The 20,615-nt window shown below is 69.1% G+C and carries 17 protein-coding genes and 1 pseudogene; 3 read left to right on the plus strand and 15 right to left on the minus strand.

Features of this window, described 5'->3' with window-relative positions; translation table 11 throughout:
* From D7W81_RS10655 to D7W81_RS10665, 3 genes and pseudogenes are all read left to right on the plus strand, one after another.
* Positions 1–190, plus strand: a pseudogene (locus D7W81_RS10655) (hypothetical protein); the annotation flags it as partial.
* 7 nt (positions 191–197) lie between these two features.
* Complete coding sequence (locus tag D7W81_RS10660) at positions 198–2,123, plus strand: hypothetical protein (RefSeq protein WP_120555238.1); 1,926 nt, start codon at positions 198–200, stop codon at positions 2,121–2,123.
* Positions 2,120–4,243 carry a phage tail family protein gene (locus tag D7W81_RS10665; RefSeq protein ID WP_120555239.1) on the plus strand — a complete coding sequence of 708 codons (2,124 nt, stop codon included), beginning with the start codon at positions 2,120–2,122 and terminating at the stop codon, positions 4,241–4,243. The genes D7W81_RS10660 and D7W81_RS10665 overlap by 4 nt, the downstream gene beginning before the upstream one ends.
* A 16-nt stretch (positions 4,244–4,259) precedes the next feature.
* On the opposite strand, the gene D7W81_RS10670 is transcribed toward D7W81_RS10665, so the two are convergent.
* The 15 genes from D7W81_RS10670 to D7W81_RS10740 form a co-directional block, all read right to left on the minus strand.
* Positions 4,260–4,772, minus strand: a complete 513-nt coding sequence (locus D7W81_RS10670; RefSeq protein WP_120555271.1) for a hypothetical protein — start codon at positions 4,770–4,772, stop codon at positions 4,260–4,262.
* Positions 4,769–8,590 (minus strand): type VI secretion IcmF C-terminal domain-containing protein, encoded by a 3,822-nt coding sequence (locus tag D7W81_RS10675; RefSeq protein WP_120555240.1) that lies wholly within the window; start codon positions 8,588–8,590, stop codon positions 4,769–4,771. Before D7W81_RS10675 ends, D7W81_RS10670 begins: the two co-directional genes overlap by 4 nt.
* A gap of 2 nt (positions 8,591–8,592) precedes the next feature.
* Positions 8,593–8,910: a hypothetical protein gene (locus D7W81_RS10680; protein WP_244227122.1), complete on the minus strand. Its 318-nt coding sequence runs from the start codon at positions 8,908–8,910 to the stop codon at positions 8,593–8,595.
* Entirely contained in the window at positions 8,907–9,548 is a 642-nt protein-coding gene (locus D7W81_RS10685) for a DotU family type IV/VI secretion system protein (RefSeq protein ID WP_120555241.1), read from the minus strand. Before D7W81_RS10685 ends, D7W81_RS10680 begins: the two co-directional genes overlap by 4 nt.
* Positions 9,549–9,560: 12 nt before the next feature.
* Entirely contained in the window at positions 9,561–11,207 is a 1,647-nt protein-coding gene (locus D7W81_RS10690) for a type VI secretion system baseplate subunit TssF (protein ID WP_120555242.1), read from the minus strand.
* A 43-nt stretch (positions 11,208–11,250) separates the two neighbouring features.
* Entirely contained in the window at positions 11,251–11,877 is a 627-nt protein-coding gene (locus tag D7W81_RS10695) for a hypothetical protein (protein ID WP_120555243.1), read from the minus strand.
* A 13-nt stretch (positions 11,878–11,890) separates the two neighbouring features.
* A complete protein-coding gene (locus tag D7W81_RS10700; RefSeq protein WP_120555244.1) occupies positions 11,891–13,570 on the minus strand; it encodes a hypothetical protein in 1,680 nt (559 codons plus the stop codon).
* A complete protein-coding gene (locus D7W81_RS10705) occupies positions 13,570–13,959 on the minus strand; it encodes a GPW/gp25 family protein (RefSeq protein WP_120555245.1) in 390 nt (129 codons plus the stop codon). Before D7W81_RS10705 ends, D7W81_RS10700 begins: the two co-directional genes overlap by 1 nt.
* A gap of 5 nt (positions 13,960–13,964) precedes the next feature.
* Positions 13,965–15,215, minus strand: a complete 1,251-nt coding sequence (tssK, locus tag D7W81_RS10710; protein ID WP_120555246.1) for a type VI secretion system baseplate subunit TssK — start codon at positions 15,213–15,215, stop codon at positions 13,965–13,967.
* A gap of 90 nt (positions 15,216–15,305) precedes the next feature.
* Positions 15,306–15,890, minus strand: a complete 585-nt coding sequence (locus tag D7W81_RS10715) for a hypothetical protein (RefSeq protein ID WP_120555247.1) — start codon at positions 15,888–15,890, stop codon at positions 15,306–15,308.
* A gap of 56 nt (positions 15,891–15,946) precedes the next feature.
* Positions 15,947–17,434: a type VI secretion system contractile sheath large subunit gene (gene tssC, locus D7W81_RS10720; RefSeq protein ID WP_120555248.1), complete on the minus strand. Its 1,488-nt coding sequence runs from the start codon at positions 17,432–17,434 to the stop codon at positions 15,947–15,949.
* Positions 17,435–17,475: 41 nt separating this feature from the next.
* Entirely contained in the window at positions 17,476–18,111 is a 636-nt protein-coding gene (tssB, locus tag D7W81_RS10725; RefSeq protein ID WP_120555249.1) for a type VI secretion system contractile sheath small subunit, read from the minus strand.
* Positions 18,112–18,247: 136 nt separating this feature from the next.
* On the minus strand, positions 18,248–19,144 hold the full coding sequence (locus D7W81_RS10730; protein ID WP_120555250.1) for a type VI secretion system baseplate subunit TssG: 897 nt from the start codon (positions 19,142–19,144) through the stop codon (positions 18,248–18,250).
* 5 nt (positions 19,145–19,149) lie between these two features.
* A complete protein-coding gene (locus D7W81_RS10735) occupies positions 19,150–20,232 on the minus strand; it encodes a type VI secretion system protein IglI family protein (protein WP_147445427.1) in 1,083 nt (360 codons plus the stop codon).
* The gene (locus D7W81_RS10740) at positions 20,225–20,611 is read right to left on the minus strand and encodes a DUF4280 domain-containing protein (protein ID WP_120555252.1); all 387 of its coding nucleotides are present in this window, start codon (positions 20,609–20,611) and stop codon (positions 20,225–20,227) included. Before D7W81_RS10740 ends, D7W81_RS10735 begins: the two co-directional genes overlap by 8 nt.
* Positions 20,612–20,615 lie beyond the last annotated feature (4 nt).

Here is a 20,615-nt window from a genome sequence, read left to right on the forward strand (position 1 = left end):
GCGCACCCCTACCCCGCCGCCCGTGGTGCGCGACGCGGAGCTGGCGTCGAAGGTGGAGGCGCTCACGCAGCAGGTGGCGGACCTGGAGCGCATGGTGGCGCAGCAGGCGCGCGTGATGCGCGCGATGATGGACGCGCTGGAGGCCCGGGGCGCGCTGACCCGCGAAGAGGTCCAGGCGAAGGCCCGGTGAACACGGCATGGCGCTCCCCTTCTCCGACAAGCTGAAGCTGGAGCTGACCGTCACCGCGGGCGAACAGGCCTTCCCCATTCCTGGCGGCCAGGTGCGGGACTTCTCCCTGCGGATGACGCCCACCGGCTTTCGCTGCGAGCTGACGTTCTGGACGTCGCTGGAGAAGGCGGACGCGGCGCTGTTCACCGCGTTCAGCAAGCCGGACCTGGTGCGGGTGCGGCTGGCGCTGTCCGGCGTCTTCGACCCGCCGCCCTCGCCGCTGGTGGTGCAGGGCATCGTCACGGAGAAGCGCCTCTCCGGCGCCGCGCACGGCAACAAGGACAACGTGGCGGTGGCCTTCCGCCAGTACACGCTGACCTTCGAGGACCCCGCGCGGGTGCTCTGGAAGCAGCACCGCCCGGTGGAGCTGCACACGGCGAAGAAGCTGTCGGAGCTGCTGGACGCGCACAAGCCCGGCGGCCTGCTGCTCACCTACGACTGGGACGCGCTGGAAGCGAAGCACGCGATGGTGTGCCTGGGCATCGGCGACGACCACGAGGCCGCCAGCTTCTACGACTTCGTCCTCTGGTACGTGGACACGCGCGGCGGCGTGCTCACGTACGACAGCCCCAAGGACACGTACACCTTCTCCGCGAAGAAGCCGGCGGTGGGCACCGTCACCGGGCTCAGCGGCAAGCACGTGGCGCGGGTGGACGTGGAGATGCCGCCCGTCATCCGCCACTCGGCGCGGGTGCTCAACGGCTTCGGGGCCAGGGCGACCACGGTGGCGCTGGCGCAGTCCCAGGCGGTGGCGGGCATCCAGCACGACGTGCTGGTGCGCACGCCCATCGCGGCGGAGGCGGAGCAGCGTCAGTCGCTGGAGAAGGAGCGGCTGCGCGTGCGCAAGCGGCGCCTGCGGCTGTCATTCCTCGACGTGCCGCCCATCGCGCTGCACCCGGGTTCGCTCATCAAGCTGGACGGAGGACGGTGGAGCCCGGACCTCACGGGCCTGGGCGAGGACATGCGCGTGGCGGAGCTGGCCTTCGACGGCGTGGGGCTCCACGACGGCCCGCACGACGGACAGCAGGACGCGATGGAGGGCTACTCCGTCACCCTGTCCGTGCTGCTGGAGCAGAAGTCGGATCCGGTGCCGGAGCTGCCCGCGTACCGGCCGCCCCGCTACCCCATCTACGTCGAGGGCAAGGTGCACAGCCCCGGCGGCGAGGCCTCGGACCGCATCTACCTCCAGGTGGATGATCAGAAGACGTCCGTGACGAACTACCGGGTGACGATTCCCCTGTGGAACAAGACGGTGAGCGTGCCGGCGGAGCCCGGCCACTTCCCGGGGACGTTCTACTTCCCGCCGTACAAGAACGAGCGGGCGCTGGTGGCGCTGCACTTCGACCACGCGGCGCTGCACCGCTTCCTGGACTGGGGCGAGGGCGTGCGCATGCCCCAGGACAGCCAGGGCGATCAGCTCCTCTTCGGCAAGAACGGCGCGAACCAGACGGCGCTGACGCACGACTTCCAGGACAACAAGCCGGTGTGGAACCTGGGCCGCGTGAACTCCAATGACACGGAGATCATCCGCCTCTCCGAGGGCCACCTCCTCATCCAGACGAAGGAGAACCCCGGCGGCGCCACCACCACGCCCACGTATGACGTGACGCCGCAGGTGGAGACGGCGAAGGGCGACCTCACGGCGGGCGTGGACGGCGCGGTGAGCGACGCGACGGCCGCCTACAAGGAATCCACGGCGGCGGTGAACGCGAAGCTGAACGCGGCGACGGAGGAGACGGGCGCGGCCCTGGCCGCCGCGGAGGCCCAGGTGAAGGGCAAGGCCGCCGAGTCCCGCGCGAAGCTGACCGGCGCACTCAACGGCATGGATGGGCAGACGGGCGCGCTTGGCGGCGCTGCCGCGGAAGCCAAGGCCGCGCTCGCGGGGTTGAAATGAACGACTTGCGCGCTGCCGTGGCGAAGCACAAGGCGACCGTGGAGGGCTTCGGCTCCGGCATCACGCCGCGCCTGTCCACAGCGAAGGGCGAGGTGGAAGCGCTGGCCCAGGGCGTCGTGGAGCAGGTCGCCGCGCTGCGCCCCTCCATCAGCGCGACGCTGGGGGCGCTGCTCACGCAGGTGAACGCGGCGAACGTGACGCTCGCGGACCCCTCCCCTCGCTTCGATGCGCTGGCCACGGAGGTGCAGGGCCACCAGCAGACGCTGACCGCCTCCAGCACGACGGCGCGCACGCAGGCGGAGTCGCTGGGCCAGGAGGCGACGGCGAAGAGCCAGGGGCTGGAGGGACAAGCGAAGTCGTCCGCCGAGTCATCGCAGGGACAGCTCACCGCGCTCCAGCAGCAGGTGACCCAGAAGTGCGACGCGGACAAGAAGTCCTTCGACGCGAAGCTCGCGAAGCGCAAGGGCTCCCCGCAGGAGACGGAGGCCCGCCGCACGCAGGGCTACGCGCTGATCGACCAGACGCGCTCGCAGCTCACGCAGGACCTCACGGGCGTGGGTTCGACGATCGCGGCGGCGCTGGCGGCGGTGCTGGTGCGGCTGGCCACCTCGCGTGACGCGGCGACGGGCAAGAGCACGCAGCTCACCTCCACGCTGGACAGCGCGGTGAAGGATCCCGTGAGCGCGCTGGCCGCGCTGCACCAGGAGATCGTCAACGCGGGCAAGACGACGAAGGACACCCACCAGCAGCAGCAGTCCACGCTGGAGGCGCAGCGCAAGACGCTGGTGGATCAGCTGATGGCCGCGGCGGCGGCGGCGGCCGGCATCGTGGATCCGCTGGACACCCAGGTGGCGCCGTCTCTCACAGCGGGCAAGACGCAGGCGGACGGGGCGCTGGACACGCTGGGCAAGACGATTGGCGGCCAGGTGGCCAGCGTCACGGCGCAGCTCACGGCGGTGGAGAAGCTCATCGACCAGGTGCAGAAGCAGGTGGAGACCGCCATCACCACGGTGAGCGGCACCATCGACAGCCTGGTGCAGGGCGCGCTCACGGCGGTGGAGACCCTCAAGGCGCCGCTGAAGGCGACGCTGGACGCGGCCTTCACCACGCTGGACACACTGGTGGCGACGGTCAGCGCCCTCAAGCAACAGGTGATGGCCCTGTTCGAGGTGCTGCCCCAGAAGCTGGAGCAGCTCCAGACCCTCTTCCAGCAGATCGTCGGTTCGCTGGAGTCGCTGCTGGAGCGCGCCATGGGCCTCCTGGACGCCATCCCCGCCGCGGACCTGCCCAAGCCGCTGGTGACCCCGGCCGTGCAGGGCATCACGCAGGTGGTGGGGCAGATCACCACGCAGCTGGGCACGATTTCGTCCCAGGTGGGCACGCAGCTCCAGACGGTGCAGAAGACCATCGTCTCGCAGGTGGAGACGGTGCAGACCCAGGCGCAGACGCAGATCGACACGGCCACGACGCAGGCCGTGACGCAGATGGGCACGCTGACCGACTCCATCCTCCAGGGCATCGAGCAGGCCAGCGCGCAGGTGACGCAGCTCATCGCCGCGGCCGTCACGCAGATCGGCACCGTGAAGGACCAGGGCGTTCAGCAGATTGAAGCCATGAAGCAGCAGGTGGCCGCGCGGGTGACGCCGCTGGACACGCAGGTGCCCCAACGCCTGGAGGCCCTGGACGCCCAGGTGGGCTCCGGCATCGACGCGGCGGTGCAGGCCATGCAGTCGGCGCGGGACTCGGCGGAGGGACAGGTGACGTCCGCCAAGGGCCGGCTGGACTCGCAGCTGGGCACCACGAACACGTCCGTGACGGGCGGGCTGGCGTCACTGGAGCAGACCCGTAAGAGCGCGGAGACGTCGCTCACCTCCCAGGTGGATGGGGCACTCGCGGCCTTCAAGCAGCGCGCGGAGGGCCTGAAGTCTGGCGCCCAGACGCAGGTGGACTCCGTCTCCACGCAGGCGACGGGGCAGAAGCCGCAGCTCCTCTCCCCTCTCGACGCCATTGGCGCCCAGCTCCAGGGCGGCGCCTTCGCGAAGCCGGTGACGGCGGCGAATGGCCGGGTGACCTCCGCGCTGAACGCGCTGGGCCCGAAGCTGGACGCGCTCGCTTCCTGAGCTGTCCCCGCCGCTCCTAGTTGGGAGAGGCCAGGGACATCTTGGGCTCGGGAGCCTTGGGCGCGGCCGGGGCCTTGGGGGCTTCGGGCGCGGCGGGCGCGGACTCCTGCGCGGGGACGCCCTTGGGCAGGTCCGTGCGGATGCGGCTCTCCTGCAGCTCGATGTCCACCGTCTTGGGCACCGGCACGTCCAGCAGCGCCTGCCACGCGCCGTTGGGCGTGGTGAAGAGGAAGCTCACCGCCACGGCCTGCTCCGGCGGCAGGGGAATCTTCACCTGCTTCGTGCGGCTCGGGTAGATGACCACCGTCTGCAACACGGACTCGTCCGGGCTGATGACCTTGGCCGCGACGTCCGCGTAGCCCTCCGTCATCGACGTCTTCGACACGGTGCGGATGAGCATGTACAGCGGCCGGCCCTGGTTGGTGCCCGCCGGCGCCTTGACGTTCACCGTCAGGCTGGGCGCCGCGCAGCTGCCCACCACCACCGCCGTCACCAGCCCCGCCGCCAGCCTCACGCCCCTGCCCTTCATGGCACCACCCCACGGAATGGCGCCCAAGGCTCGCCGCGCAACCCGAAGCTGATCTCCAGCACCTTCTCGTTCGCCGCCAGCCCGCGCCCCGGCAGCACCCACACCACGTTCGACTGGTCCGTCAGCGTCGCGGACTCCAGCAGGCGGAAGCAGTTCCATGACGACTCGGACATCTCCATGGAGCGGTAGCGCTTCCCATCCCGCGACGGCGAGCGCAGCTCCACGCCGATGGACGACGGCTGCGGGCTCCACCAGCTCAGCGGGAACTCACCCCACGCCGGCCGCTGGTTGAACCCGAACGACGCCGCCCCGCCGCACTTCAGGTACGACAGCGTCACGAAGCTGTCCGGCGTGGGCGCCGTCGGCAGCGGCAGCGGGCGCACCTGCATCGCGATGGGCCGGGCCTTGCCCTCGTCATCCCACAGGAGCTTCGACAGGCGGCCCAGCTGGCCCAGCGCGGTGAGCATGCGCGGGGGCAGGAGCAGCCGCGACTTCAGCGGGTAGCGCAGCGACCAGTCCGTCCCGCGCTCCTCCACCACCGGCGCCAGCACCTGGGTGACGTACTGCCAGAAGGCTCCGTCCTTGCGGCGCAGCACCTCCAGCTCCACCGGGTCCACTTCCTGCGACGCGCTGGGGTTGAACGGGTAGCGCTTGATGAGGGGATCCAGCGTGCGGCGGGCCTGGTAGGTCCACTGCTCCGCGATGACGCGCTCCAGCTCCGCGCGGCCCCGGTTGCGCACGATGACGAAGGGCTGGCGGAACGGCAGCCGGAACTCGCCCACCAGGCCGTGCTGATCCAGCCACGCGTCCACCCGGCGCAGGTACGAGTCCTCCTCCTCCAGCAGCATGCTCAGCGCCACCCGCCCCACCGGCGACAGCAGCTCCGCCAGCTGCGAGCCCGCGGAAGCCACCGGGGCGCCAGCGGGAGCCGCCGGGTCCTTGGGCGCGGCGGGCTTCGCGGAAGCGGGCTTCACGCCGGACAGCTCCTGCTGCAGCTGCGACACCAGCGTGGTGTAGGCCGCCAGCTCCGTGAGCGCGCCGGCCTTGTCCGCCGTCATCAGCTGCACCACCGGCTTGAAGGGCGCCACCGCGTCGCGCATCGGCGCGTAGTACTCGCTCTCCAGCGGACCCACGCCCGCACGGACCGCCACGTCGCGCAGCATGGCCTCCAGCGGGGACGATGGCTGCAACAGCACGGACAGGTCGCTGGCCAGCGAGCCCCGGGGCGTGGTGCGGAAGCGGTAGCCCCGGTAGGTCGCGTAGAGGTCCTGGCCGTAGCGCTTCGCGAACGTCTGCACCTTGCCCTGCACGAAGGTGGCGCGCTCCACGGCCTCCTCGCGCGACAGGCTGGACTTGGCCAGCCGCTCGGTGAACTCGTCCACCAGCGGGCTCAGCTGCGCGTCGAAGGCGGCCTTGCCCAGCACGCGGCCCACCACCGGGGCCTGCCCGCTGGTGAACTCCGTCTCGTCGTCCCCCGCTCCCTCGGAGGCGACCTCGGACGTCGTCTCTCCCGTGCGCGGGTTGAGCGCGTTGCCGTCGAACGGCGAGCGGCCCGTCTCCTTCAGCGTGCGCAGCACCTTGTCCAGCAGCTGCCGCGACACGTCCATGGGGCGGAACTCGTAGTCGCGCCGGAGCACGTCCACGGAGTAGCGCGCGTCACCGTCGCTGGGGGCGAAGAGGCCGTCCGCGCGGGTGAGCAGCTCCGCGGGCGTCATGCGGGCGGCGGCGCGCAGGGCGGCGTCCGCTTCGTCCTCCATGCGCAGGATGGCCTCCAGCGTCTGGCGGTTCTGGCGCAGCCAGTCCAGCGAGTCCAGCAGGCTGCCCACGCCCTTGAGCTGGCCTGCGTCCGGCTCCGCGTCCGACGCGTTGATGAGGTCCATCACCTTCCGGGCGGAGCTGTACGGCGCGGACTCCGCCAGCGAGGCGCGCAGCCGCTCGCGATCATCCCCGAGCGCGCGCCACCGGGCCAGGTCCAGCTCCTTGGCGGCCAGCACGTCCTGCAGCTGCGTGAAGTGGTCGCGCCACGGGCCCAGCAGGCCGTCCATGGTCAGGTAGGCGAAGGGCCAGCGCGTCCAGGGGACGTTCTCGTCGAAGGGCTTGTCGCTGGCGATGACGTAGTTGGCGACCATCGGCTCGGCCAGGCCCATCGCCTCCAGCCAGTTGTGCTCCTGGTCCGTGCTGGCAAGGCTCAGCCCGAAGGCCTCCGCCGTCCAGCCCAGCTGCTTCTTGTGCGTCCCGTGCACGCTGCGCAGCACGAACCGGCCCAGGTCCTCGTTGCTCGAGCTGTACAGCACGCCCAGCGTGTAGAGCACCTGCTCCGGCCGGCACAGCGTCTCCAGGTGGCAGCCGTCGTCCATGGACCGCGATGGCGTCAGCGGCGTGGCGCGCGTGCCGCGGCTGGCGAACGCGGGCGCGGGCTGGCAGCCGGGAATCTCGCTGGCGCAGCGCCGGCACTGGTCCTGGCACTTCTCCAGCATCGGCTTCAGGTAGGACATCCGGATGCTGCGCGCGAGCCGGGCGCGCAGCTCGGCCCACTCGTCGGTGAAGCTGTGGGCCAGGGGCGGCCAGTAGCGCGTGGCACCCCAGAGGTCCTCCATGGCCCGCACCGCTTCGTTCGTCTGGGACTCCACCACGGAGCCGGACACGCTCTGGTTGCGATCCTCCAGCCGCTGCACCGTCACCTGGAACGCGTCCAGCTTGTCCTGCGCGCGCAGGAGCAGCCGGTAGAAGTGCGCGTACGCCAGCAGCACCGGCAGGCACCCCACCGCGAGGATGGCCGCGCACCGGCGCAGGTGCGTCCACCGGTAGTCCTGGATCAGCCGCTCCACCGGTTGATCCGCCCGCACCGCCAGCGCCCCGGTCGGCTGGACGTCGGTCCCCTTTGACGACAGGTACACGCGCTGGAGGTTCAGCGGGAACGCCAGCGAGCCGCCCTCCACCATCGTGGCCACGAAGCGCCCCAGCACCGCGAACGCCTCGCCGCCGCGCGAGTAGAAGGACGCCAGCCGCTCGAATGCGTCCGGCGACAGCGACGTGAGCCCCAGCGCCAGGTACTTCTCCAGGGGCTGGAGCGCGTTCGCCAGCTCCCCTTCCCTGCCGGCCGGCGGCACCACCAGCTCCAGGGGCATGCCGTTCTTGCGCAAGAGCTGCGCGAAGTCCGCGTAGCCGTCCAGCGTGTCCATGTGCGTGAGGACCAGCCGCGTCTCCACGGGCGCCTGGCACACCTCCGACAGGAGGTTCACCTTGCCGCGCAAGAGCTGGGTGACGCGCTTCACCTCGTCCGGCGAGGTCTCCAGCAGCCAGCTCACCTTCAGGACGATGACGGCCCGGCCCACGTGCTTGCGCCCGAACGTCGCCTTCCACAGCCGGCGCAGCGCGCGCCGCGCGTGGTGCGAGTCGTCCTCCAGCACGGGCGCGGCCAGCTCCTGCACCACGACCTCCGGCCCCAGGAAGATCTTGAGGAGCGGGTCGTCCGTGAAGCTGGGCATGAACTGGCGCTTCTGGCGCTCCCAGTCCACCTCCGCCTCGATGAGGTCCGACTTGCCGCTGCCCGCGGGGCCCAGCACCACCAGCGTGGGGAAGTCCCGCACGGACGCGCGGAAGCGCCACGGCAGCTTCGACAGGAACTGCTTGCGGATGGCCAGCAGCTGTCCGGACGCCAGCGGCTTCTGCTCGCCCGCCAGGGCCGGGCCGCGCTGTTGCCGCTTGCGCCACCAGAGCGTCAAGCCCACGCCAATGGCCGCGAGCACCACCACGATGCCCAACACGAGCACCCAGTGGGCCTTCAGTGCCGCCAGGATGGACTGGATCGCGCCCACGGTCAGCCGCCGCTCCTTCCGGCAGGCTTCACGGCGAGCTGGAGCGCTTCCAGCACGTCCTCCGCCTCCTCCAGCGTGGAGGTGAGCTTCGCGCGCAGCTTCTCCTGCTCCGGGGGCGACGGCAGCATCCCGTCCCCGGGCGGATCCAACGCCACCAGCCCCTCACGCACGGAGTCCAGCAGCGGCTGCACGCCCTCCTTCAGCGTCCCCAGCTCCGCGCCCACCTGCTGCTCCAGCGCATCCAGCAGCGCGAGCGCCTTGGGCGGAGGCCTGGGGGCCGGAACGGGAGGGCCTCCGTCGCGTGTCGGGAAGGGCCTCAATTGGAGACCCACCACAGGAAGACGGGCAGCCCCAGGACGATGGCGGCCGTCACGGCGTAGTAGTGCACCGGGAAGTCGTAGACGGCGGGCACCGCTGGCTGCGGCACCGGCGCGGGGGGCGCGAGCGCCAGCGGCTGGGGGATGCGCTCGGAGATGCGCGTCGTCAGATCGCGGATGCGCTCCGGCTGACCCACGAGGCGGCCGGTGAAGCCCGCGGCCAGGCAGAAGCGGATCATCTCGAAGACGATGGTGGGGGTGTCATTGCGGCGCAACTTCTCTTCCACGAAGTCGTAGAAGAGGTCTCCGCCCGAGTCGACGTTGAACAGGTTCTGCTGCAGGAGCGGCCAGAGATGTTGCTCCGCGTCCGACAGCCGGCGGAGCACCCATTCATCCAGGAAGAAGACGAAGGGACGGATCAGATCCTCCACCTCGTCCGGGCGCAGGTCCGCGCCGAACGCCGCGCGCAGGCGCTCCAGCTCCAGGAGCAGCGCCTGCTCCAGGTGCACCAGCGCCTCCTGCCCCACCCTGCTCTGGGGACGGCGCGCACCGGGGGCGGACTCGGCGGGCAGGGCCCGGTCGAGGAGCTGGCGCACGCGACGCTGCGCGGCCAGGAGTGCATTCCAATGCTCCAGTTTCATGCGTGTGTTTGACTATGTTGGAAGCTGTAGCGGCCCCAGCCCAGCCACCGAGGCCTTGAGCTCAACGGTCGCCTCGTTGTTCCAAGCATCAAGCAGGTCCCTCAACTGCTCAAGAAAGCAGATGACGACAGGCTCGAAGCTTTGGTCGAAGGGCTCCATCACGGCTTCGTATGCGTGGCGGATCCCCGAACCCTTGAGCGCGCTGTCGGGCACCACACTGAACTTCAACTCCTTGAGCCACGGAAGGACGCGGCGGAACGGGCTCTCCGCGGGGGTCCCCAGGTGACCCAGCAGGGCGACCACTTCATCCCGGCCCAGCGTGGGCTTCGCCTTCCATGCGAGGAATTGGGTCAACGCCTCGACATCATCCCGTAGCACGCTGTCGCGGTGGGGCTGGAGGCTGCCCACGGTCTGCCACTTCAGGCCCTCGATGTGGCGGCCCGGCACGGACACCTCCACCTTGCCCGCAGCCTGCGCGGAGAACTGCGGCTGGTGCCACAGCGCCTCCAACACAATCTTGCGCGGCGCGGTGAACGCCTCCGGCATGCGCACGATGAGGCTGTGCCGGGACGTGAGCTTCTCGTCGAAGGTCTCGTCCACCTCGTAGCTGGGGCCCTTGCCGGGCAGGAACGCGGGCCGCAGCGGGGACAGGCCCGCCTTGGTCATCTCGAAGACGCCCGTCACCGAGTGCAGGCTGAACTCGCGCCCCGCGCTCATGCTGAGGATGGGGTGCTCCGCTCTCGTGCCGTCCGCCACCACCACCTGCGCGGGCTCCGCCTTGAGGTTCATCACCGGCACGGTGAAGAGCTGGAAGAAGTCCGGGTGCAGGGACCGGCCCACGTTCCAGTCCTTGTCCAGGTCCAGGCAGAGGCAGAAGCGCATCCAGGAGCTGCCGCGCGGCGGCGGCACCTTCACGTGCACGAAGAGCTGCTGCTCCGGGAACTGGAAGAACGCGCGCAGGCGCTGGAACGGGTGCGCGTACAGGCCGCCGTCGTCCGGCGCGGGCGGGTCGCGGTTGAAGGACACCTCGCAGGGGCTGCCCACGGAGTGCTCATCCGCCTGTTCGTCGTAGACGACGCTCACCTGCTTGATGTGCTTGCGCAGCGCGTGGAACACCGCCAGCGACGAGCGGTAGTCGTCCAGGTGGCGCACGTGCAGGCTGAGCACGTCGATGGCGTCCTTGCGCGCGAAGCGGGACTCGAAGCGCATGATGAGCCGGTGGCCGCTTCTCACCTGCGGCACCACGTCCGTGCCCTTGAGGAAGATGGGCAGCACGCGCAGGTCGCGCTGGAGGCGGAAGGAGCCCGCCACCCCTTCCGCGGGCGTCAGGCGCAATTCCGTGCCCCGGGTGAGGAGCACCGGCTCCACCATCTTCTCCGTGGGCACGGCCTGCGCCATGGCGGCGGCGGGCACGGGCTCCAGGAGGAAGTCGAAGAAGCCCGCGAACAGCCGGCGCCAGGTGGAGCGCAGGTTGTGCAGCGTGGCGTGCCGCGTCTGCACGGAGAAGAACGCCATCGCCTCGATGAGGCGGCGCACGTCCGGGTCCTCGCGGTCCAACGGGGCCGCCGGGTGCCGCTCCTGGAAGCGCGTCCGGAAGCGCTCCAGCCCGTCCAGCTCCGACAGGAAGTCCAGGTAGATCTTCTCGCTGAAATCCTTCACCGCCCGCTCTCCCGCCGTACGTCTGTTGTTGCCATGTGTTGTTTCAGCCCAGCTTCACCAGCGTGCCGCCCACGCTGGTGATGGAGCCCTTCAGGTTCGCCATGCCGGAGCTCTCCAGGTCCAGCTTGCCGGTGCCGGACACCTTGGTCATCGCGGCGGACATCTCCGCCTGCGACTTGCCGGCGAGCTTCAGCGTCACGCCGTCCACCTTGGCCTCGCCGCCGGACGTCACCATCTCCGCGCCCATGTTGCCCTTCATGGCCAGCTTGGACGTGGCTTCGATGTTCACGTTGGCGCTGGAGGACAGCTTCGCGTCGCTGGTGGCCGTCTGCGTGAGCTTGGCGCTCGTCTTGAGCGTCATGTCCTTGGTGCTCTCCACCGTGAGCGTGTCCTGGCTGGTCCACTGGGAGACGCCCTTGGACTTCATCGTGATGGTGTCGGTGTCGAAGGTGAGGTCCTTCACGGTGACGACGATGCTGTCCTGCTTCTGCACGATGGTGCTCGTCTCCTGCTGGCCCTTCACGGTGATGGTGATGCTGGTGCCGTCCATCACGATGGTCTGGGTGATCTGATCATCCCCGTTTTCGACCTGGACGGTGATGCCGCCCTTCTTGTCCAGTTCGATCTTGCAGACCAGCGTTCCCGCCGCTCCCGGTCCTGAAGCTCCCATCGTCCCTCCCGCCTCAGGCGGACTCTTCCTTCACCAGGATGAGCAGGTTGCCTTCCTTGAGCTCGACCTTCTCCGTGTCGCTCTCGTTCGTGCGCTGCAGGCGCCAAAGCGGCTTGTTGTCCTCGTAGAAGTGCCGCATGGACGTGCCGCTCGTCGTGGTCTTGCCGACGAGCAGGTGCACGCCCTGCCCGTCCGAGGGCAGCCGCGCGCCCGCCCGCCAGTCCAGGTGGCGCTTGAGCCACGCGCGCAGGAAGTCCAGCGCCACCAGCACCCGGGCGCCCTTGTAGGCCGGGAAGTAGAAGTGCCCCGGCTGGAGGCTCGCGTTGAAGGGCACCTGGACGATCTGGTTCGCGAAGAGCGGCAGCTTCACCTTGTAGCTGTCCAGCGAGGTGGCGCTGTCCGTGTACGCCTGCCAGGTCTCGTCCTTCTTCTCGCCCACCTCGCTGACGATGAGCCCCTCCACGAAGCGCGGGTACACCGGCGTGGTGAAGGCCGGCAGGTCCACGTGCTTCTCGTCCTTCTTCTCCAGCCGCGTGGTGAGGGTGATGAGGAAGCGGCTCTCCGGCTTGGGGCGCCGCGGGGCTTCTTCCCCCTGCCCTTCCCCGGCCAGCTCCCCTTCGACGCTCTCCACGGGCAGCGGCTCCGCGCGCAGGCTCATGCGGCGCACCCGGAAGGTCTCCTTGGACGGCACGCCCGCCGCCATCCACCCGGCCGTGTCCGGCAGCTTCACCAGCGCGTTCGGGGCGACGGCCACCGCCGGGAAGCGGTTCCAGTCCAGCTCCACCTCCTGGCCGCGCACCTTGAGGCGCGCCGTCTCCAGCGTCACGCGGGCCTGCACGTCGTCCGCGATGTCCGTGCGCAGCAGCACGTCCTGGCGGATGCCGGTGACGGCCTGGGCGTTGGTGATGGCCTGGTTCTTGGGGCTCTCCGCGGCGGCGTTGAGGATGGCCACGTCGTGGCGGGCCACCTCCGGGAACACCACCGACACGCGGTCCACGTCCGCCGCGCGCAGCGTGATGGGCGTCCCGGTGGCGTCCTTCGTCGCGCGGAACTGGTAGCCCTGCGCCGTGTAGTCGTACGCCAGCACGCCGTTGCGCGTGTGCGTGAACCAGACGGCCCAGTCGTAGAAGCTGGCGCCGGACTCCGGGGACAGGCCCAGGAAGATGAGCGGCAGCGTCTTGTCCAGCTGCGCGGCCCAGTCGTTGGCCAGGGCAATCTTGTCGCCCTTGTGCGCGTCCAGCACGTCCTGGAGCGTCTTCTGCGTGTAGAGCACGCAGGGGTAGTGCTGCGACCAGAGCAGCCGCGCGGGGTCCACGAAGCGCACGGTGTAGTGCCGGTAGGTGATGCCCGCGCCCTTGGCCTGGGCGACGGTCTCCTCCGTGAGGGTCTTGTCCAGCCCCAGCCCCTTCACCTTCAGCGACGTGAAGGTGGGCTTCGTCGCCGTGTCGGAGTGCACGGCCTTCAACTCCAGCGCCACCTCCACCAGGTCCGGCTTGAGGAAGTCCGCCAGCAGCTTGTCCTGCTTCTGGCCGCCGTGCGCCGTCTCGTCGAGGACGCGGAACTCCACCCTGCCCTCGTGCCCCCAGCCGTGCAGGTCCAGTTCGAACGCGAGCACGTCCGACGAGGCGATGGCGTGCGCCGTCCCGCCGATGGTGAGCGTCAGGCCCAGGTCCAGGCGGTCCGCGAAGGCCATCAGGTGTCCTCCGCCTGCACGCGCACCCGGCCGGTGGTGGAATGGAACATCAGCGTCAGGTGGCACGGCTGTTCGTCGAACGTGCCCTTGCAGTCGAAGTACAGCCAGAGCGCGCTGTCACGGCCGCGCAGCTTCACCTCCGGCTCCGTCAGCCGGGGCTCGTGCTGGGTGATCTCCTGCTGGATTTCGGCGGTGAGCGCCTCCACCAGCTCGCGCGTGCCCAGCTTCTCCGTGTACCCGCCCAGCCCGAAGTCGTGCATGAAGAAGCCGTAGCCCTTCTTCGTGTTGAGCACGGCTTCGATGTTGCGCATCACGTGCTCCAGGCTGTCGCGCACGTTGGGGCGCTGCGCGCGGGCCGCGAACTTGTCCAGGAACGGTGCGCGCGCCATGGCGTCTAGCTCCTCCGCCAGAACAGCGACGTCTGGGCGCCCCGCAGCGCGGGCGTCACGTAGAAGGCCAGGCCGTCCTCACGAAGCGCGTGCTGCCACTCCTCGCCCTGGCTCAGGAGGTACCAGTCAATCTCCGGCCCCAGCGCGTGCGGGAACGACGGATACGGCACGTGCTTGAACGGCACGCCCTTGAGCGCCTGGCGGCGCACCAGCGGCAGCCGCGTGGGGCTGGCCAGCTTCACCCCGTCCAGCGGCGTGCGCTCCCCGGGCTGGGTGCGCTGCACCAGGAGGTACGCCTCGCTGGCGGAGCGGATCTCCGGCGGCAGCGGCGTCATCTGGAACTGCCCTTCCTTCGCCTGGAAGGCCTTGTGCGTGGAGCGCGTGGCCTCTGGCTGGAAGCTGCGCTGGAGCAGGCGGATCCACCCGCCCAGGGACTCGTTCAGCCCTTCGTGCTGGTACACCGGCATCTGCTCGTCCGGGAGCATCTCCAGGTAGCAGCACGCCTCGAAGTACAGCCGGCGAAGCGCGTCGAACAGGTGGTACGGGTGCACGTACACCTGCCGGAACATGTCCCGGCGCAGCGCGATCAGCCGCTGCACTTCGAACAGGGCCCGGCGCGCGTTGGTGAGCCGGTCCGTGCGCAGGTACGTGTCGGAGATGTTCGTGAGCAGCTGCTGGCGCACCTGGTCCAACAGGTCGTCCAGCGTGGTGAGCAGCTTCTCCAGGAAGGGGTTGGGCCCCACCAGCAGGAGCGCGGGCACCCAGTCCGAGGACGTGTGCCACGCGCCGTCCTCGTCCTGGGACACGGCGGCCAGCCCCAGGGACGCGACGGTGCCGTCCAGCACCGGCTCCGTGGACAGCTGCAGCTTGTGCAGCACGCGCTGGAGCACCGGCGGATCATCCGCGTACAGGCGGATGCCCTCCGCGCTGACGGTCTCCTTCAAGACGTGCAGGTAGACGATGAACTCCGTCTTGCCGACGGCTTCCAGCGACAGCGGCGCGATGACGGCGTTGCCCGGGACATCCAGCAGGTCCCCGGACTTGGTGACGACGGTGAGCGCGGAGATGGACAGGCTGCCGCTCTGCAAGAGCGACTCGTTCCAGGCCATGTTCGCGACGCCGTAGGACGGCAGGCCGGACAGGGTGGCATGGAGGCGGATCTCCGCGTCCAGCGCGTCCTCCTGCGCGACGAAATGCTCCGGAAGCAGCGTCTGGCCAACGTGCCAGCGGACCCGTGCGAGCTTGTACCGCTGCATGCGCCGTTCTTTCCTTCCACCCGCCAAAAAAAGCCAGGCCGGGAGCGAGTCCTGCTCCCGGCCCGGTTTAGGCTCGGACCGCGCCAAAAGCTACTTGGCGGCCGCCTCGGTGATGCCCCACTTCTTCGCGATCTTCTTCGTCGACGAGGTGGCCAGGTTCAGCGACTGCTCGGCCGCCTGCGGCTTGATGCCAATCTGGAACGTGAAGTTCTTGGGCGACTGGACCTCACGGGACTCGTTGTCCGCGACGGACATGTTCAGGTCGTCGCCGTTCTTCTCGAGCAGGCCCTTCATCTCCGCGTCGAGGAAGTTGGACTTGAAGTACTTCTTCCCGATGGGGTCGTACTCGTAGATGACGTACTTGAAGTTGACTTCAATGTTGCTGAAGTTGCCCAGCAGCATCTCCGCGATCTTCTGCTTGTTCGCCACCGACACCTGGCCGGAGAAGTACATGGCGTCCGTCACGCCCGTCTCCCACAGGTAGTGGTTGAGCACCGCGACGACCTTGTCCGCGATGGGCGCGTCCGGGTTCTCAGGATCCTTGATGGTCTCCTGATCCGGCGCCAGCGCCTCGCCGCCAATGGTGATGGCGGTGATGTAGCCCACGGGGTTCTGCTTGTCCTTCTTGAAGTTGAAGCCCTGATACACATCCAGGTTGCGCGAAAACTGGGGCATCGTTCACTCCAGGGTAAGCGGGACAGGCTCTCACCTGCCCCAAGTTGGGATGCGGCCTAACCGAGCCGCGACTCGAGCATCAGCTCCACGTTGAGGCCTTCGAACTGGATGTGCGGGAGCACGGCCAGCTTGCAGTCGTACCAGCCGATCTCACCGGGGCGCGGGTACACCACCACGCTGCTCGCCTTGAACGGGAAGCGGCGCACGGTGAGGTCGTCCGGGTTGGCCACGGTCGTGACGTAGTTGGACAGCCACGAGTCCAGCTGGCGCTGGATGTAGGGCGCGTCCGCCGTGTTGCCGATGTTGTCGCGCATGATGCACTTCACGTAGTGCGCCAGCCGCGTGATGGAGAACGTGTAGGCCAGGTTGGTGACGAGCTGCGAGTTCTCCGAGTCCTTGGGGTCCTTGAACGTCTTGGCGACCTTGGCGGACTGGGTGCTGAAGAACGTCGCGTCGCTGGAGCCCTTCCGGTACACGAGCGGGATGAAGCCGCTGCGCGCGAACTCGTACTCGCGGTAGTCCGGGATGGCGATCTCCACCGGGGCCTTGATCTCCTCCTGGCCGCGCAGGGAGAAGGTGTCCACGGGCAGGCCGGAGATGAGACCGCCGCCCTTGGGGCCGCGGATGGACTGGCACCAGCCGGAGATCTCGAACGCCTTCACCATGTTGCGCGCGAGCAGGATGGCGGAGTTGCCCCAGAGGTACTTGTCGGAGTCGCCGCGCGCCGTCTCGGTGAAGTTGAGGACGTCGCAGGGGTTCTTGTCCGGGTGCCAGGGCAGGCGCAGCACGTAGCGCGGGAAGGTCAGGCCCACGTACGCGGCCTCCTCCGTGTCGCGGAACGCGTTCCAGCGGCCGAACCGCGGGTGGGCCAGCACGCCCTCCAGGTTCTTGATGGCCTCCATCTCCTCGATGGTCTCGCAGCCGAAGAACTTGTGGTTCACGGCGGAGATGAACGGCGCGTGCGCGGCGTTGGACACCTTGGCCATGCGCTGCAGCCAGGTCAGGTCCGCGGGCGTGGAGGAGAAGTCGTACAGGCCCACGATGGCGCCAAAGGGACGGCCGCCGTACTGGTCGTACTCCTGGATGTAGACCTTGTCGAACAGCGCTCCGGCGAAGATGTTGCTGGAGTTGTTCTCGAAGTCCTCCGCCAGCTCATCCTTGGCGACGTCCAGGATGTCGATGGCGATGTTGGCCTTGAAGTTGGTGTGGCTGACCAGGTCGTCCAGGCCGCGCCACGTGGACTCCAGCTTCTGGAAGGTGTCGTTGTGGAGGATCTCGTTCATCTGCGCGTCGATCATGCGATCGATGCGGCTGATGACGTCCAGCACCTGGCCCTTGTCGAAGCGGGCGGTGTTGTCCGGGCCCTCCACGGGGGCCACGTTCTGCAGGAGCGCGGCGACGCTGGAGAGGAAGCGGCTCTCCAGGGTGACCTGCTGCTCGTCCGCGGCGGGCGCGAAGTTGGTGGTGATCATCGGCGCCGATTCCTGGGGCGGATCGAGCCGGACGCTGGTGAACAGGCGCTTCAGGTAGGTGGTCTCAGCCATGGCGGAGTCCTTTTAAGAGTCGAAAGGGTTGGGAAGGCGGATCAGGAGGCCGCGGGGGGCTTGGCACCCGCTGCGACGGTGGCGGCGACCGCGGCCGTGGCGGCGGCGGCACCCGTGGCAGGCTTGCCAGCGGCGGCGGCGGCGGGGGCGTCCGTCTTCGCGGCCTCACCGGAGGGCAGGCGCATGGTCTCGTAGCCCTTGAGCTCGTTGAGCAGCTCCTTGAGCGCGTCCGGCTTGGAGAACAGCTCGTAGAGTTCGCGCCGCAGGTCCTTGCGGTTGTCGATGTTCGACTGCATCTCCACGAGGAGCGTCTTCAGGAGCAGCAGCGCCTTGAGCTTCGGCACGTGCTTGACGATCTCATCCGGGTGGAAGGACTTCATCCGGTCGATGGGGAGCGTGACGTTCAGCTCCTCCTCCACGTCCGGGTTGATGCGGTTGGCGACCTGGAAGTTGGCGGACATCTTCATGTCCTTCATCAACTCATCCAGGTTGCGGCCGTCCACGGAGCGCAGCTTGCGCGTCTCCAGGTCCGTCTTGCGGTCCTCGGAGGTGCCCAAGGAGTAGTCGCCCATCACCAGGAGGCGCAGCGGCAGGTTCACCGTCTCCTGCTCGCCGTTGATGGTGGTGCGGTACGTGAGGGTGATGCGGGATTTGGGCAACTGGTCCTGAATGGCCACGGTGACTCCCTGACAATCGCAGTGCGTTTGATTCCCCCCGTACTACTGGAGCCGCCCCGGGAGTACGCGCTGCCGAGTGAACATTTACAGCCTAGGCGCGATCAGGAAATCCCGTCAACCAGCCGACATGACAGGTTTAGCGGGGTTCCGATGATCGCAATTGTGCGGTGTCCCCCGTGAACAGGAGGACCTCCTGGGTCTGTTCCGGGCCGCCTACCAGGGGCTCGTAACCCAGATGGCTGCCGTCCTGGAGCCGCGCGAAGCTGCTCTGATCACGCAGGCACAGCACGACGGTGAGCGCGAGCGGTGTCTCCGCGAGGCTCGGAAGGATGCGGGTGTTGAGGCGCCGGCGGGCCTCCACGGCCCAGGGGATGCCGGTGCCCGAGTGCGGCTCGTTGAGGAACAGCCGCACCTCCACGCCGCCCGTGGGGACGGTGGCGAAGCCGCCCACCGCGCTGCCATCTCCGAGCGCCGCGGCGCCCAGGCGGATGCCCTTGGCTTCGATGCGCTGACGGCGCGTCTCGCGGCGCACCAGCACCTCTGCTTCGGGGAACACCTTGGCGAAGAGCCAGTGCAGGCTGCTGGGGCACGCGAGCCGCAACAGGCGCAGCCGGTGCGAGGTGTTGTGCTCCCAGCCGGGCAGGAGGGACTCGTCGCGGTCCGGGAACTGGCCCGCGAAGCGCGTCCGCAGCAGCAGGTGGTCGAAGTAACCCAGGAAGTCCGCCATCGTGTCCTGCTCCAGGCGGTCCATGGCCTGGAAGAGGAAGGACGGCAGCGGCGTCTGCACGCTGAGCAGGCCCAGGTTGACGGTGATGACCACGCGCTTGCGCGGCTGGCGGGTGAACTCGATGGCATGCACCAGGTGGGGCTGGTGCACGGTGCTGCGGTGGCTGCGGAACTCCACCTCCGCCTCGCCGTAGCCTTCCTTGGCGAGCAGGTCCAGGAGGGCCGGCACGTCGAAGCTGCGGATGCGCTCGCTGATGCGCTCCTCGACGGTGAGCTTGCGGCCCGGCTGTTCTCGCTCCAGTGCCATGGGGGCTATTCGTCGAAGTCCGCGCCGCCGCCGCGCGGCTGCCGCTGCTGGGCGACGAGGAACGCGTCCAGGTCCACGCGGTAGAGCTGATCCATGGCGCGGAAGGACAGCGTCTCCGTGTTGTGCAGCATGGGCTCGATGGCTTCCGCGTGCTGCGCCAGGCCGTTGAAGAAGCCGGAGAAGAGCTGCGGCAGGTACACGCGCGGGTCGAACCGCTCCACGGTGGCGAGCACGTCCACGGCGATGACACTCGCCTTGCCGTAGTCCTCGCGCTCCACCAGCGCTTCAAAGGCAGACAGCTTGCGGACCAGCTGCGCGAGCGCGGGCGACATGGGGACGCTGGGGCCGGTGTCCTGGGCCTGGGCGCGGGCGGCCTTCTTCCTGGGCGCGGGGCGGACCTCCTCTTCCTCCTCCCCTTCGTCGTCGTCCTCTTCCTCTTCGTCGTCATCCGGAGCGGCGGGATCGGGTGCGGCGGCGAGGGGCTTGGGCTCCTCCGGCGGGGGCAGGAAGGGCACGCCCTGGGCGTGGGAGCGCAGCGCGCCGAGCAGCGTGCGCATGGCGTCCATGCACGCGGGCTTCTGCAGGATGGCGAGGGCGGCGATGAGCGGGTCGCCCAGGGCCAGGGCTTCCTCGATGGGCTCGCGGCTGCCGGGCGCGCACCAGGCCTGCCACTGCGCGTCCTTGAGGCGCGTGTGGTGTTCCAGGTGCTTGCCCATCATCTTCAGCAGCCAGCGCAGGCCGGTGTCCGCGAAGACGAGCTTCTTCTCCGCCGGGCTGAAGAAGTCCCAGTTCTCCGTCAGCGTCCGCTTGAGGGAGCGGAACAGGACGGGCAGCGCCTTCATGCCGTCCGCGAAGAAGTGGCCGAAGAGGTAGGGCCCCACCAGCCGCACGTCGCGCACGCCCTGGCGCAGGAGCCCCTCGGCGGCGCGGGCGGCGTCCGCGTATTCGCTCTTGGCGACGAGGCCGGTGATGGCCTCCAGGCGCGGATCCGGGCCCTCGGTTTCATCCAGCGGCACCGGGGCGCTGGTGAACTCCGCGTCGAGCAGCGAGAAGTCGGCGGCTTCCACCACCAGGGCCGGGTTACCCATCGATGGCCACCGTCTGTCCGGGGGAGACGACCTGGATGACGCCGCCGTAGCTGCACATGCACTTGGAGTTGCTCTCCAGGGCCGGCATGTTGCCGATGAGCACCTTGGGGCACCCGGGCACCCAGGGGGCCGCGGTGGCGGGGATGCAGGGCATGGGGGTGAGGACGCCCAGGGCCGCCGCGGTGGCCGCCGCCACCATGGGGTTCGCCAGGGAATTGCACATGCCGAAGGGCAGCACGTTCACGAACGGCTTGCTGTCCATGATGTTCGCCGCGGGCGTCGTGGCCAGCACCTTGTTCACGGGGAGCACCATCAGCGACGAGGGAGCCACCCCGAAGCTGCATTGGAGCATCGCTCCCATCACGACCTGGACACCCATGTGC

This window comes from Corallococcus aberystwythensis (assembly GCF_003612165.1).
GTDB classification, from domain to species: Bacteria; Myxococcota; Myxococcia; order Myxococcales; family Myxococcaceae; genus Corallococcus; species Corallococcus aberystwythensis.